We start from the raw sequence: 15,231 nt of genomic DNA on the forward strand, positions 1-15,231 counted from the left end.
ATAGGGTGGCTAGGGCTCGAAACAAAAAAAAGTCCTGAAAAGTGTTCAGGACTAGGAATAGTTGTCACATATCTCATCCTTGAAACAGATAACAAGCATCAAGGCTTAAGCGACATTAACGATTCAATAGAAATGTCTTGCGAATAGTCGACATCCTCAAAGTTAAAGCCATTGAGCTTCATAAACTCATCTTTAAAACCTTGGTAATCACCAATCTCTTTAAAGTTATCAGCATTCATTTGTTCTAAAAGAGCGTGGACTTCTTGTTGAACTTGCGGTTCAAGTTCCAAGTCATCTATTCGAATCAAGCGTTCACCGTCAACTGGCACTTTCTCTTGATCGTATAACTTCGTAGTAAACAGCCGCTGCATTTGTTCAATACAGCGTTCGTGAGTACCTTTTTCCTTCATCACTCGATAAAGCGCTAACAGGTAAGGGCTTAGAGCAGGGATGAATACACTGGCTTTCGTCACCAACGCCTTACACACGGTTGCGTAAGCACCGCCGTCAAAGTTGGCGAGTTTGAGGTTTAATGAATGACTGGTTTGGTGTAAATCGATTTTCGCTCGACCTAACGTACCATCGAGATAAATTGGGTGCGTAATGTCAGGGCCCATGTAAGAAAAGGCGATGGTTTTGCAGCCGTTTGCGATAGAGTCGTTATTGATGAGTGTGTCAATCCAGCTTTCCCAGTCTTCGCCGCCCATTACTTTAATGGTGGCATTGGCTTCCTCTTCTGTTGCAGGCGTTAAGGTGGTTTCTATCCACTTATCGTTCTCCAGCATGATAGAAGCGCCAGTGACAGGTTCACCAATAGGTTTAATGACACTGCGCCAAAACTCATCAGATTCAGGTTTAGGTCGAACACCGGTTGCCAAGCTATAGATGACTAAGTCAACTTCACCCTCAAAGTACGTTTCAATGGCTTCAATCACTTGATTGCGCACCGAACCAGAGAATGCATCGCCAACAATATTTATTGCGGTACGCCCGGCTTGATTTGCTTCTTGCTTAAAAAAGACGTTGTTATACCAACCCGCACTCCCAACCCCTTTCTCTGAAGGGCCACGCTCAAATGAGACGCCAATGGTATCGGCGTTAGCGCCACCGAACGTTAGGGCTATTCGTGCCGCTAGGCCGAAACCAGAGGAGGCACCAATAATCAAAACCCGTTTTGGGCCTTTTTTGATCTGTGGGGCGTGCTTTACGTATTCAATTTGCTCTTTAATAGATGCATGACACCCTTTGGGGTGCGCAGAGCGAGCAACAACACCTTGAATTAACGGTTCTATTCGCATGTTGTTATCTATCCTCGATGAGTGGAATTGAAAATAGATTAACGTAAAGTTACGTAAAACTTATTGAGCTAGACCATTAAAATTAGAGATGTTTAATTAATTCTTGAGCAACGAAATCAGCGATCCAAGGTTGTGCATCTGGTTTTGGGTGAAGGCCATCATCCATCATCCATTCTGGTTTGGTGACAACATGCTCTAAGAAGAATGGCATCAAGGCAACTTGTTGATGCTGTGCAAGCTTAGGGTAGATATCGTAAAACATATCGCTATAGCGCTTACCATAATTAGGCGGAACCCGAATTTGCATCATGACAACGTCCGCACCAGAATCTTTTATCATGGTAATCATTTTTGAAAGATTCGACGTAATAAGTTTAGGAGGGAAACCTCTTAGGCCATCGTTGGCACCTAACTCAATAAGTACCATGTCAGGGCTATGCTGAGTTAGCAACTGAGGTAACCGTGCTAAGCCATTGCCAGTGGTATCGCCAGAAATGCTGGCATTAATAACTGTTACATCTTGACCATGTTCTGACAACGCATCAGGGAGTAAGCTAGGCCAACTCTCTTCGATCGGCATCTGATAGCCTGCACTCAAGCTATCACCCAAGACAAGTAGCTTTTCGCTCGCATGTGCAGTAGCGGAAAAACAAAAAAATAGAACTAAGGAAAGTATACGAATCATGCAAACACCTGTACTTAATGCACCTATTGTTCAAGCCAATTTGGTTTCTAAACAAGTCTCTACTAATCAAGAACAATTAACAATCCTCAAAGATGTAAATGTTGACATCCGAAAAGGAGAAAAAATCGCCATCGTCGGAACTTCCGGTGCAGGTAAGTCAACATTGATGACGTTGCTAGCTGGTCTTGATACGCCGACATCAGGCGAAATTACTTTATTAGGTCATGAATTATCAAAACTGGACGATGAAGCACGTGCGAAAATTCGGGCTGACTCTTTAGGTTTCGTTTTCCAAAGTTTCTTGTTAATCCCGAGTTTGAGTGCATTACGTAATGTCACGCTTCCTTGTCTTTTACGTGGTGAAGCCGAAGATGAAGCAAGAGCAGCGGAATTATTAGCTGCTGTTGGATTGGAAAAACGTGTCGACCATCTACCAAGCCAGTTATCTGGTGGTGAACAACAGCGAGTTGCGCTAGCGCGTGCATTTATGACACAACCTGAACTGTTGTTCGCAGACGAACCTACCGGCAATCTTGACCATCAAACCGCAGACAAAGTGATTGAGCTGCTATTCGATCTTAATGAACAGCACGGGACAACTCTGATTTTAGTAACACACGATGGTCATCTAGCAAGCCGATGTGACCGTATTTATCGTATGGAGGCGGGTGAGCTTAAGGAGGAGATGTAATGTCTGCAGTATCATCAAGTGAAGCAACATCCACAGAGCAAAACAGTACAACACAGCACTCGCCGAATAAAAGTTTGATACGTTGGAGTTTCGGCGAAATAAGGCAGGGGAACCTTTGGCCTATTAGCGTTGCTCTTATTCTCGTGATTGCGAGTATCTTTGCGCTTTCTGCATTAGCAGAACGAATGGAGCAGGTGATCGTCAAGCAAGGGAAGGACGCATTAACGGCAGATGCGGTGTTTGTGTCTGCTAATCCCATTCCGGACACGTTGTTAACCTCGACTGAAAACCTTGAACGTTCGATGATGACGCGATTTGCCACTATGGCATTTAGCGATAATGGTATGCAGCTTATTTCTGTAAGGGCGGTGGATGATAATTACCCTTTAATGGGAGAGCTCGTTCTTGAAAATAATCCAGCCGGTCGCGTTAAAGAGAACCAACTCTGGCTTGATGAGCGGATTATGACTCAACTAAGCGCAAAGTCAGGTGACAGTGTCACGATAGGCGATGCCGAGTTTATTGTATCAGGCGCAGTATTGATGGAACCAGGCTTGAGCTTTAATCCATTTCAACAAATGCCTTCTGCATACATTCATCAAAGTGACGTAGATAAAACAGGAGCAATTCAAGTTGGGAGCCGAGTTCAATACCGTCTGTTTTTACAAGCCGATGATAAAACACTAAAGAGCTTACAAGGTGATACGCGGCTTTCTCCGAGCGATCGCTGGCGCACGCAAGATACTGCCAGTCGTAGTAATGAGGTTTTTGAACGTACGACGCAGTATCTGTCTTTGACCGTAGCGATTGTCATCATTATGGCGGCGACAACATTGGTTCTTACTTGTCAAAATTACGTGAATAGCCGGACACAAACTATCGCGATGTTGAAAAGTCTTGGTGCGAGCCGCCGATGGATTGAAAAGTGGTTATTTATTCAAGTCACAATCCTTCTCATTAGTGCCAGTGTCGTCGGCCTACTGCTAGGGAGCGGGCTGGAGTATTTATTACGCATTCCACTCAAAGACTTATTACCCGATCCACTCCCTAGTTACGGCGTCACACCATTTTTGGTGGCATTTATCTCTGCAGTCTTGATTACTGTTCCCGCTCTCGGTATACCATTGTTAGGCTTGATTAAAACTCCCGCGTTAGAAGTGCTACAGCAGGGCAAAGCGCAACGTTCTTGGAAGAGAATGTTACTTGTTCTAGTTCCCGTTATTCCATTGCTTTTACTGTATGCAGACAACACCTTAGTTTGGATCGTGCTCACTGGTATAGCGGTACTGTTTGTGGTACTCGCAGCAGTTAGCGTCATACTCACAAAACTGTTTGCACGTGTTTCAACCCATCCTGCAATGAAGCTTGCGTTGAGTCGTATCAACCGGACGCCAGTAACCAGCGGTCTACAGTTTGGTGCTTTGGCATTATCTTTGATGTTGCTGTCTATCATTTGGCTTGTGCGCAGCGATATTCTCGCGGATTGGGAGAGAACCTTACCTGCAGACGCGCCAAATGTGTTCGCTTTGAACATTGGTGATTATGAGCTCGATAACTACCTAGAAACCCTAGATAAAAATGGAGTTACGCGGTCACAAGCTTATCCAATAATTCGTGGACGACTAACAGAGATTAACGGTCAAAACGTCAAAGAGATTGATTACGAAGGAGAAGGTTCTGACGCGATACGTCGAGAGCTAAACCTGACATGGGGAGATACCCTACCAGAATATAATGATGTGCTTTCGGGTGAATGGACAAACAAAGGGAGTGTATCTGTAGAAGCGGATGTAGCAAATGACTTAGGCATAAAACTCGGTGATACGCTGCGCTTTGTAATAAACAGCCAGAATTACGATGCAGTAGTAGATACCATCCGTTATGTCGAATGGCGTGACATGAAGCCTAACTTTTATTTTATTTTCTCATCTGACGTGATGGCTAATTTACCTGGTTCTTACCTCATCAGTTATAGGATTGAAGAAGGAAATGAAGCGTTGTTGACGTCAATGTCACGTGCTCACCCAACGGTCTCTGTTTTAGATATCCGAACTATGGGCGAGAAAATTCAGGCTTTGATTCAGCAAATCGTATCAGCAATCACCATCCTTGCTCTTTTAGGCGTTGTTGCTGGTCTGCTGCTCATCTTTACGCTACTGAGGTTAAGCTTGTCCCAACGACAACAAGAGATTCGTTTGTATCGCACATTAGGTTCAAGTAAGAAACGGATCAACACAACCCTGTGGGCCGAGTACGGAATTATGGCGTTGATTGCTAGTGGTGTTGCGGTATTCGCTGCGGAAGTTTGTGTGGCCGCAGTCATGACATATGGATTCGATCTCAATGCACAAATTCACCCCGAATTGTGGATAGCTTTACCGCTTGCAACATTTGTTACGTTGGCACTTGTAGTGATGAGTTTGTTGAAAAGATTGTTAACTCCAGTAAACACTTAATCGCAGCGAGTGTTATCAAGTTTGGAACACTCCATGACACTTTTATTTTAGTTATCCACAAAAACAGTGGATAACTTTTGGGATAACTAAATGGGGTAAAAAGTGGGGTGTTTCTGCAGGCTTTGCGCCATGGGTCTTACAGTGAAATTCTTATTCACATAGACACAAAAAAGTGTCTTCTTAACCATGTCGTCAAGTACTTTTTCGCAAATTTTTTCTACTTTAATGCACTTTACAGGCGCTGTTGGATATTTCGCAAACCCATGAACTTTTTGTGATTTTAATCAAGTCCAAACACGAGTAGAATTCACCGTTAGTAAAGAATTTTCCTTATAAAATTTTTAGTGAAGCAATGAAGTCTGAGTTTCCAAGTTATAAAGATAAGCATATCGCTGTTGTTGGTGGCGGTGTAGCAGGTGCAACAGCAGCAATTCATTTTGCGGAGCTGGGTTTTAAAGTTTCCGTAATAGAGAAGGGCGTATCACTAGTAAATGGTCCACCCATTTGTCATTTGCATGCTGGTGGTAATTTATATCGAGAGATTTCCCAGCAACAATGCTTAGACTTGTTAGAACAATCTATTGATACTGTTCGCCTGTATCCGCTTTCACTGAATATTCGTCCGACAATCATCGCGGTTCCTCATTCCGATGGTGGAGACCCATCCACACTAATTCCGCGATTAGAGGTTGTGAAAAGTGCTTATCAGACGCTCGTTGATAAAGATGAGAATAATAAAGTGCTCGGCGAGCCAAGCGAATACTACAAACTGTATTCAAAAGCGGAGCTAGAAGCTCTCGCGCAACGTACTCAACCAAGTCATCCTACAAACTTCGATGAGTGGTGTATTCCTTTTGCTCAACATGCTGATCTTGAAGCGCTAAAGTATCCTGTTGTCGCAGTTCAAGAATATGGTTGGAGTGTTTTTCGCCTCGCTGCAATTGCCAACTTAACACTAGATACGCTTCCTAATGCTTCAGTCTTCACACAAGCAATGTTCAAGCAAGCCGATTGGATGGGGGAACACTGGCAACTTGGCTATGAACGTGAAGGTATCGATTACCTGATGACATGCGACTACTTGGTTAACGCGTGTGGCTTTGAAACAGGCTCAATTGACAACACAGTTGGTGCCAAGCGAGACAGGTTGGTGGAGTTTAAAGCCGCTTACGTTACGAGGTGGGCAGACTGTCAACAACAATGGCCAGAAGTTATTTTTCATGGCCCGCGTGGAACCGATAAAGGAATGGCTCAATTGACGCCTTATGGCGATGGTTACTTTCAACTTCATGGTATGACAAAAGGAATCACGCTGTTTGAAGATGGTTTAGTGGAGAGCACGAACTCATCTGCTCAACCTGAACTGCCTATGCCTTTACTCTCGAAGATCCGTAACGGCTGGAGAGAAGAAGTGTTAGAAGAGCGAACGAACAACGCCATCAAACACATGGCACAGTTCATTCCCGACTATCACTCTGCTGTAAAAGGAGGAAAAGCATTATTTGGCGCTCAGCAAATTCCCGGCACAGATCCAGTACTCAGAGCGGCAGATGTGACTTTTGAAGATAACCACTACGCGAGAATAGAGGTGGTAAAAGCGTCATCGACACTACTCGCAGCGCAAAAAATGCTTCAATTCTGGTTTGACATCGATCCTAACCAAAATGTGGAAACACAGCATCCGGTCGCTGTAAAGTGGTCTGAACAAGAGGTCGAGCAGTACGCGATTAAACTCACTCAAGAGCGAGGCTATCCACAAGCTTTAGCAGTGCGTTATGGTATGCCTGCATAATCGGCTGTGTTTGGGCTCAGTGGTTGTATTAATACCCAAAAAACCGAGCCCATTGACACCATACTTCTTGCAAGCCTAGTCTGTCTCCTTTCACAAAATTGACTTTTTGTCCGGGCTTCGCCTGTGCCAGTCTAGGTAAGTCAATACGGGCTACGCAGCCAAATTTAGGATACCCGCCAATAGTCTGGTGATCGTTGAGCAGCACAATGGGGTTACCATCGCTAGGTATTTGAATTGAACCTAACGCAATTCCCTCTGATAGTACGCCTTCGTAAGGTGGACGAATGTTATTGCCCTCAAGACGGTAGCCCATGCGATTCGAATTTGGGGAGATGATGAATGCTTTGTTGTAAAATGCTTGGCGAGCGTCTTCATCAAAGTCCTCGTTCTGATAGCCTTCAATCACTCTCAGCTTAATGGGTAAGTTGTAATCTGGCTTAAAGCGAAACGTCATTTGCCTTGGTTTACGTTTCGGTAAGTTATGAGGGACAAAGGGAAGAATATCACCAGCTTTCAAAGCGCCACCATTTGAATCATAACCACCTAGAGATTCTCGCAAGACGGTCGATGCGCTTCCTAAGTGCTGAGCAACATTGAATCCACCTTTAACCGCTAGGTAGGAGCGAAGTCCATTCCTTGCGACTCCGAACTGAAGCTTCTGTCCTTTTTTCAACGTAAAGTCAGACCAATTTGAAATAGGTTCACCATCTATTTTTGCATTTAAATCACCGCCAGATATAGCAAGGTGGCAGTTATGCAAGGCAATAAAACAAGCGTTACCCAAAGTAATTTCAATCGCAACGCTATTGACTACGTTACCAAGCAAATGGTTGGCCCAACTGTAAGCATAGTCGTCGACCGGGCCACCTTGAGTCACACCGACATGCGCCAAGCCAAAACGACCAAAGTCTTGAACTAAAGAGAGCGGTCCTGGCTTTTCCACCAGTAATCCACCGTAACTCATAGTACGCCTCCTAAATCGATAAACTCTTGTTTTGAAATAGCATTAAAGGTGACCTTGTCACCCACTTCAAACGGTATAAAAGGAGGAGAGTCGGAGAAGAGCGCAAGCGGGCTTTTACCAATAATGTTCCATCCGCCAGGACTATCTGATGGATAGACGGCCGTTTTAGAGTCTGCGATTCCGACACTTCCGGCCGGCACGTGAGTTCTTGGTGTGGCAAGCCTTGCCATGTGCAATTGAGTATCAACGTCAGAGAGAAATGCAAAGCCTGGAGCAAAGCCAATTGCAGAAACCGCGTACTCGGTTTTCGTATGCAGGGTAATAAGATCGTCTAATGACAGACCTCGCTTTTTAAAACGAGATAGATCTAACGCGGTTTCTTCAGAGTAATATACAGGGATAGTAATGTGATTCGGCTGGGAAAGCTTAAGTGATTGAGTATCAAACTGGCTCACGATTTGTTGCAGCTCATTGACTAAGTTCTTTTCGTTGATTCGAAAAGGTAAGTAATCAATGAGAATAGTTTGATAGGAGGGGACAACGTTCATAACAATTGAAGCGAAAGTTTCTCTTATGCTGCGAGCAAGCTCTCCGACTGCATTTTCAGAAATACTCTCATCAAACTTAATGAAAATACTGCACTCGGAGATCAAAGAGATATTAAATTTCTCTTTATGCATTAATTTCCTCCAGCGTATAGGCTTTGGCGGATCTTTTGGATCAGCGCGATCGACTCTTCATTGTCACCATGAACACAAATTGTGTCGGCTTCCAATAATATGTAACCGCCTGAAGCGGTTTTGACACGCCCAGAGTCAGCTAAGGTCCGGACTTGCTCAAGTATCGCGTGCTCGCTTTTTAACACGGCATTGGGCTGTGTTCTAGGAGTCAGTAAGCCGTCATCTTGGTACAAACGATCTGCAAATGCTTCAAATAGCAAGGGAACATCATAATCGTCTGCGATTTCTAAGTATTTTTCGTTTTCCTGTGAAGCTAGGATCATTAACGGTACTTTGAACAGTGCTGCCGCCTTTACTACCGCTCTAAATATCGCATCACTTTTCATCATGTCGTTGTATAGAGCGCCATGAGGCTTTATGTAACTGATGTCTGTGTATTGCGCCCGGCATAATGCTTGTAAAGCACCAACCTGATATATAACCATGTTCGTAATTTCATCACCCGTCATGCTTATGCTTCGTCTGCCAAAGCCTTGTAGGTCGGCGTAACCTGGGTGTGCGCCAATATCAACATCGTTGTCATTCGCTAGGGTGATGGTGTCGTGCATGACATTAGGGTCGGAGGCATGAAAACCACACGCGATGTTCGCCATATCAACATGGGGCATCACGTCTTCATCTGCGCCCATATTCCAAGAGCCAAAGCTCTCGCCCATATCACAGTTCAATGTAAGTTGCTGTTTATTCAATGCCATACGTTTTATTTCTACACAAGCAATGGGTTTACGATGCAGGAAAATGCATCTAGGTTCAGTGACTCACTTCATTCTTCTATCATGAAAACGAAGCTTTTTGAGCAGATAGCTGACGAAAAAGATCACGTTAGTCCATAAAGATGTTGCCGTTATTTGAGTTGATCCGAATTTTAAGGTATTTCGTTTCTTTTCCATCCAATTTTTGAGAATTTAAGGTTATTTTGCATTAGCATCGTGTTAATCTTGTCGCCCTTCATGGGTGATAGATTGCATAATGGTTCTTCTGTCATTTTTGTGGTTGTCTGCGACAGGAATATATATGTCATTACGAGCGAAGCTTATTTGGCCTCTTCTGGTCTTTTTAACGGCTATCTTTGTTATCTCAAAAGGTTACACCTCGTATACTGTATACCAATCGTCTAAGCATGAACTGGTCGAGCAGACAAGAAAGTTGATTAACAACGTTTCTTTCTCAATTAAAGATGCGCTGACGACAAAGGACAAGCAAAAAGCTCAAACTATTCTCGCCAACTTTTTAAACCAGCCAAATGTAACGCGGGTCAAACTTTATGACCAAGATGACCAACCATTCGCTGTTATGGAGATAAGTGGGGCACTAGCACCCGTTCCCAGTCAAACCGAAAGAAGTAGGTTGCACGCTCTAGGCTATGCCTTATCAACCAAATTTCTTTATGTTCTAGAGCCGATTATCCATGATGGCTATGTCATTGGTAGCATTAGAGTCACGCTTTCTCATCGTCCAATCGTAGAAGCCATGCAATCTTTACTTCAAGATGGCGCTTTACTTCTTCTGTTTCTGATCGCTGGTGGCACAGTTTTTTACATAAGTATCGAGAGGCTTGTTCTCAAGCCCGTGATGGAACTCAACCGCGTAATAGATAATGTGACACACGGACGAAACACGGAACATCAAGCTCGCTATTACGCCAAGGATGAAATTGGAGACCTCGCGAGCTCTTTCAATCAAATGATGAATAGGTTAACAGTACGTGAGAAGCAGCGGCAACATTCGCTAGACACACTAGAACAAAAGCGCGCATTTTCAGAAGAGGTTATCGAATCTGTTCAGCATGCATTAGTTATTACAGACAATTCCGGACGTGTTATTCATTGTAATACGGCGACCCAGCAAATATTTCAAAAAAAATTAGATGAACTTAAATATGCCAATATTCGTGATCTAATTAAAACCAAAACACCGAATGAGCTGAGTCAGATCCTGAGTCGAGGCCTAGAGTGCGATGATATTCACCTCAAAAATGCAGATAACGAACAGCAGTTGAGCCTAACCAGTCGTCGCCTCTCGACACATGAATACTTACTGTTTTCGATTCAAGATATCACCGAAATTGAAGAAGCCATAAACCGGCAACGTGTTGCGGGACGCGTTTTTGAAAGCAGCCAAGATGGTCTCATTGTTATTAATCATCGCGGTGTCATTACGATGGCAAACCCTGCCGTCACTAAGTTAGTCGGCTTAGAGGTGGATCAGCTTATTGGGAAGTCATTCATCCAAACGCTAAAGTGGCGCAAGTTACAGGAAATGATGCCTAGTATCATCGAGTCGATAGAAAATTATGGCGTTTGGCAAGGTGAAGTTATCGAGAAGAACCATATTGGTCAGTTTGTACCGATGTTTGCTCGAGTCAATCGTATCGTTAAGTGTGAAGACTATGGTTTCTATGATCTGGTTATTGTTCTTACCGACCTTTCCGGCGCAAAAGAGATGGAACGATTGGAGCATTTAGCTCATCACGATGCTTTAACGGGGTTAGCCAATCGATCTAAGTTCCATTTAGAGTTGGAACAACTAGTACAACGCTCTGGATACTTGCGTGACGAATTTGCAGTTTTGTACCTCGATCTGGATGGATTTAAAGAAGTTAACGATACCTACGGTCATGATGCAGGTGATGAAGTTTTGAAAAAAGTTTCCGAGCGTCTAACATCTGCGACGAGGCATAGTGATTTAATCGCAAGACTTTCTGGTGATGAATTTGTCATGTTGGTTAATCCCGCCAATCAAAAAGTGGTCACCCGAATAGCAGAACAGTTGCTCGAGAGCATATGTGCTCCAATTGAGTACAAAGGTCACTTACTCAAAGTTGGCGTTAGTATCGGCGTAAAATTAGTCGGCGTAAATGAGCGCGATGCTACTCGAGTTTTAAAAAGTGCGGATACGGCAATGTATCAAGCAAAGAAAGCCGGGAAAGGCCAAGCAATATTAATGGGATGCGAATTACAAGAGACAGTTTAAATCGTAACGTCAAAGCTTTAAACTAACTCAATTCGCGTCAGAAGGAATAATAAAATGAAAGTACTCGTTACGGGTGGTATGGGCTATATCGGTAGTCATACGTGTATTCAAATGATCGAAGCTGGCATGACGCCAGTGATTCTAGACAACCTGTACAACAGTAAATCTACGGTATTAGATCGAATTGAAAAGGTATGTGGTGTAAAGCCAACCTTCATTAAAGCCGATATCAGAGATAAATTGGCGATGGTAGAAGCACTAAAGTCGCACAATATTGAAGCTGTTATCCATTTTGCAGGTTTAAAGGCCGTCGGTGAGTCTGTAGCAAAACCTTTAGAGTATTACGACAACAACGTTAATGGCACTTTAGTATTGGTTGATGCAATGCGTGAAGCCGGAGTTAAATCGTTGGTATTTAGTTCATCAGCGACTGTATACGGTGATCCTGCTTCTGTACCCATCACAGAGGACTTTCCAACTAGCGCAACTAACCCATATGGGCGCAGCAAATTAATGGTAGAAGAGTGTTTAACCGACTTCCAAAATGCGAACCCTGACTGGAGCATTACACTTCTTCGTTACTTTAACCCGGTAGGTTCACATCCAACAGGCGAGCTAGGTGAAGATCCTCAAGGTATTCCAAACAACTTAATGCCGTTTGTTTCTCAAGTTGCGGTAGGGCGAAGAGAGTTCCTTTCTGTGTTTGGTAGTGATTATCCGACCAAAGATGGCACAGGCGTACGTGATTATATTCATGTAATGGACTTATCCGATGGTCACGTTGCTGCATTAGAAAAAGTAGGTAGCAAAGCTGGCCTTCATATCTATAACCTCGGTACTGGTAACGGCTACAGTGTACTGGACATGGTGAAAGCATTTGAAGCCGCAAGTGGTAAAGATGTCCCATACCAACTTGTTGAGCGTCGTCCAGGTGATATTGCAGAGTGTTGGGCGGATCCATCAAAAGCGATGAATGAGTTAGGTTGGAAAGCAACTCGCACTCTAGAAGAAATGACTGGCGATACATGGCGCTGGCAGTCTACTAACCCTCAAGGTTATCCAGACGCCTAATCTTTAATTTACATAATAGTAACAAAAAGGCGCGTGATTGCGTCTTTTTTGATCCAAATCGGAAAAAATCGTAAATTACTGGTTAAAAGGTAGCAAGTATATATAGAGCTGTTAAACTATGCCCGACTCTTAATTTGGGTTATAAATTTTCTCATAGCTATTGGGGTAGTTCATGGAACTCGGTCTGATCATCACTTTCATCATTGCAGCAGCAGTAATGGTGAAAAAAGAGATGGCAAAACAGTAAACTTTCATTTTTCATACTTTTCTTTACATTTTTGAAATGAAAGCCATAAAAAAAGCCAGCATTACGCTGGCTTTTGTGTTTTTAAGGTTTAGAACTCGTATTTAACACTAATGTTGTAATTACGCTCAGCTTGCGTTTTGTCTCGACTTAACTCAGTCTTACCGCGAACATCGTTCCAAAGATGGTATTCTTCATTCGTTAGATTCATAACACCAGCACGAATGGTTATATCTTTCATTGGTTTGTAGTACGCCGTTAAGTCAACGACTGTCGCAGACGGCAAAGCAACTTGGTCTTTGATTCCGCCTTTATCACCATCTGAGTTGATATCACTGTTCGATTTCTTAGCCGTGTAGTTTACTTTTAGGCTTGTCCCCCAAAGTGCATTTGGTGAATCGTAATTTACAGCAGCCACGGCATTCCATGGGTTTACACTGTTCAAAGGATTACCATCACCATCTTCACCTTCTGTGTATGCTGCAACAAAGCGAGTTGTTACGCCTGATGGAAGACCGGCAATAGCATGCCAATCAAGACGGTTAGAGAGCTCAACCCCTTTAATGTTTGCTTCACTAATATTGATATTTGTGAATTCAGTTAAACCACCATTGTTTGATGACGTTTGCTCAATAAAGTCACTGTAATCACTGTAGTAGAACGCTACTTCAGTTGCCGACGCTGCAGTGTTATGACGGTAACCAAGCTCATAAGACAAACTCTTTTCAGATCCCAAATTTGGGTTAGGGCGGTTGGTATAGCCATGAGCCGGATTATCGTAGGTGTAGTAAAGCTCGTCGAACGATGGCGCTCGGAACCCTTGGCTCACTTGCGCGAAGATCGTGCCTGGTTGCGATATAGAGTAAGTTGCTCCTAAACGACCAGTTAATGCAGAGTCGCTAAACTTCTCGAATGACTCTTCAGAAGTATTTGAAGGATTAGTAGAGAAGTAATCGTAACGCACACCTGGAGTCAGAATTAGCTTGTCATTAAGAAGCGAAATTTCATCTTGCAAGAATAAACCAAAGCTTTCTTCTTTTGCATCCGGTGTGTAAACGTAAACAGTATCTGGCGTGCCAGGATCGGAATTAAACTCGCGATTGGTATTACTGATGTCACTATGTTTGTACGATATTCCGTAAACAATATAGTGATTTTGAATCTCTTTATCTAACTGAGTTTCGAATTCAAATTTGTCTTCAGTATATTCGTAATCTTTTTTCTGTTGGTTGTCACCACTAGGCGGTACGTAAGGTGGGTAACCAGGGCTGGCTTCGATAAAGCGATTAGAGACGCCGTTTTCTTCTTTACCAATCCATGTAAGCTTGGACGTGATCGTATCCGAGATAGCTGCATCTGCAAACCAAATGTGCTTGAGCCCAATGCGATTTTGCTTGGTTGTGTCTTCAGCGTTGAAGTTTTTGTAACTTTTATGTGCGATCTCTGAGTCAGTCTCGTTGTAAATAACTTCTCCCAAAAACTCCAAGCGATGAGCGTCATTCAATTGAGATTGAAGTTTTACCAATAGATCGTTTTTGTAATAATCTTGGTTGTCCACAGAATAGTTATCGTAAGGCGCCTTAGAGAAGTTTTGTAGCTCTGCACCATCACGGCGTGTAAAGGCTATAAGTGCTTCTGTATTACCGAAACGCTTTGCTAAAGCTACATGCTCACTAAAAGAGTTATCTTCCGATGAATAAGAGAGTTTAGCTTGACCACCAAAGTCTTTACCATCTTTGAGGAAATCCTTCGGATCTTTTGTTTCGAATGCGACAACACCGCCAATTGCATCACTACCATGTAGGCTAGAAGCTGCTCCTTTAACAATTTCGACACTCTTTAGCATATCGGGGTCGACAGTAACGGCACTAGAATTGATAAACGAATATGGTCCACCGCTGAATACACCTGGTTGAGATGCACCGTCTACTAAGATTTTAACTCGTTTACCTTCCATCCCGCGAATGTTAATACTTTGGACGCCTTGGCGTTGAGTGCCATTAACAGTAACACCTGGCGTATACTCGAATAGGTCATTCAAGTCCTTTACCATGTTTTCTTCGATGTCTTTCTCTGATACAACAGCAACAGAAGCAGCAACAGTGTTTATGGTTTGGTTGGTACGGGTGGCCGACACAACGACTTCTTCAAACTTAGAAGCTTCTTCCGCATAAGCAGTATGGGAAAGGGCAACTAAAATGGAGGCTGACAAAATTGATTTTTTATACATTGGCTTCAATACCTTAGATCCATAATAGGTAACAACACGCGGATATTAATGGATCTAAATAGTAATTACTATCATTACCATTGTCAT

At 43.2% G+C, this 15,231-nt stretch carries 11 protein-coding genes; 5 read left to right on the forward strand and 6 right to left on the reverse strand.

The annotated features are described in order from the left end of the window. Positions 1 to 98 precede the first annotated feature (98 nt). Both fabV and tesA read right to left on the reverse strand, forming a co-directional pair. Positions 99 to 1,298 (reverse strand): enoyl-ACP reductase FabV, encoded by a 1,200-nt coding sequence (fabV, locus tag R7Q09_RS14110; RefSeq protein WP_137282643.1) that lies wholly within the window; start codon positions 1,296 to 1,298, stop codon positions 99 to 101. 82 nt (positions 1,299 to 1,380) lie between these two features. Continuing rightward, the gene (gene tesA, locus R7Q09_RS14115) at positions 1,381 to 1,983 is read right to left on the reverse strand and encodes a multifunctional acyl-CoA thioesterase I/protease I/lysophospholipase L1 (protein WP_005376324.1); all 603 of its coding nucleotides are present in this window, start codon (positions 1,981 to 1,983) and stop codon (positions 1,381 to 1,383) included. Here tesA and R7Q09_RS14120 point away from each other — a divergent pair. From R7Q09_RS14120 to R7Q09_RS14130, 3 genes are all read left to right on the forward strand, one after another. Then, entirely contained in the window at positions 1,982 to 2,674 is a 693-nt protein-coding gene (locus tag R7Q09_RS14120) for an ABC transporter ATP-binding protein (protein WP_047101137.1), read from the forward strand. The genes tesA and R7Q09_RS14120 overlap by 2 nt on opposite strands. After that, positions 2,674 to 5,130 carry an ABC transporter permease gene (locus R7Q09_RS14125; RefSeq protein ID WP_318070872.1) on the forward strand — a complete coding sequence of 819 codons (2,457 nt, stop codon included), beginning with the start codon at positions 2,674 to 2,676 and terminating at the stop codon, positions 5,128 to 5,130. The genes R7Q09_RS14120 and R7Q09_RS14125 overlap by 1 nt, the downstream gene beginning before the upstream one ends. A 352-nt stretch (positions 5,131 to 5,482) precedes the next feature. Then, positions 5,483 to 6,922, forward strand: coding sequence for an FAD-dependent oxidoreductase (locus tag R7Q09_RS14130; RefSeq protein ID WP_318070873.1), 1,440 nt, complete (start codon positions 5,483 to 5,485; stop codon positions 6,920 to 6,922). Positions 6,923 to 6,950: 28 nt separating this feature from the next. On the opposite strand, the gene R7Q09_RS14135 is transcribed toward R7Q09_RS14130, so the two are convergent. Genes R7Q09_RS14135 through R7Q09_RS14145 form a run of 3 tightly spaced genes read right to left on the reverse strand, consistent with a single transcriptional unit; the run spans position 6,951 to position 9,321 of the window. Beyond that, positions 6,951 to 7,886 (reverse strand): biotin-dependent carboxyltransferase family protein, encoded by a 936-nt coding sequence (locus R7Q09_RS14135; RefSeq protein WP_213970879.1) that lies wholly within the window; start codon positions 7,884 to 7,886, stop codon positions 6,951 to 6,953. Next, a complete protein-coding gene (locus R7Q09_RS14140; RefSeq protein ID WP_064354778.1) occupies positions 7,883 to 8,566 on the reverse strand; it encodes a 5-oxoprolinase subunit B family protein in 684 nt (227 codons plus the stop codon). Before R7Q09_RS14140 ends, R7Q09_RS14135 begins: the two co-directional genes overlap by 4 nt. Further along, on the reverse strand, positions 8,566 to 9,321 hold the full coding sequence (locus R7Q09_RS14145) for a 5-oxoprolinase subunit PxpA (protein ID WP_005376312.1): 756 nt from the start codon (positions 9,319 to 9,321) through the stop codon (positions 8,566 to 8,568). Before R7Q09_RS14145 ends, R7Q09_RS14140 begins: the two co-directional genes overlap by 1 nt. Before the next feature lie 319 nt (positions 9,322 to 9,640). Here R7Q09_RS14145 and R7Q09_RS14150 point away from each other — a divergent pair, with 319 nt between their 5' ends. Both R7Q09_RS14150 and galE read left to right on the forward strand, forming a co-directional pair. Further along, a complete protein-coding gene (locus tag R7Q09_RS14150) occupies positions 9,641 to 11,599 on the forward strand; it encodes a diguanylate cyclase domain-containing protein (RefSeq protein ID WP_318070874.1) in 1,959 nt (652 codons plus the stop codon). Positions 11,600 to 11,653: 54 nt separating this feature from the next. Continuing rightward, positions 11,654 to 12,670, forward strand: a complete 1,017-nt coding sequence (galE, locus tag R7Q09_RS14155) for a UDP-glucose 4-epimerase GalE (RefSeq protein WP_005376309.1) — start codon at positions 11,654 to 11,656, stop codon at positions 12,668 to 12,670. A gap of 335 nt (positions 12,671 to 13,005) precedes the next feature. Here the strand turns inward: galE and R7Q09_RS14160 are convergent, their stop codons facing one another. Further along, positions 13,006 to 15,144, reverse strand: a complete 2,139-nt coding sequence (locus R7Q09_RS14160) for a TonB-dependent hemoglobin/transferrin/lactoferrin family receptor (protein ID WP_005376305.1) — start codon at positions 15,142 to 15,144, stop codon at positions 13,006 to 13,008. Between the last annotated feature and the right edge of the window lie 87 nt (positions 15,145 to 15,231).

The organism is Vibrio sp. 2130-1, from assembly GCF_033339515.1.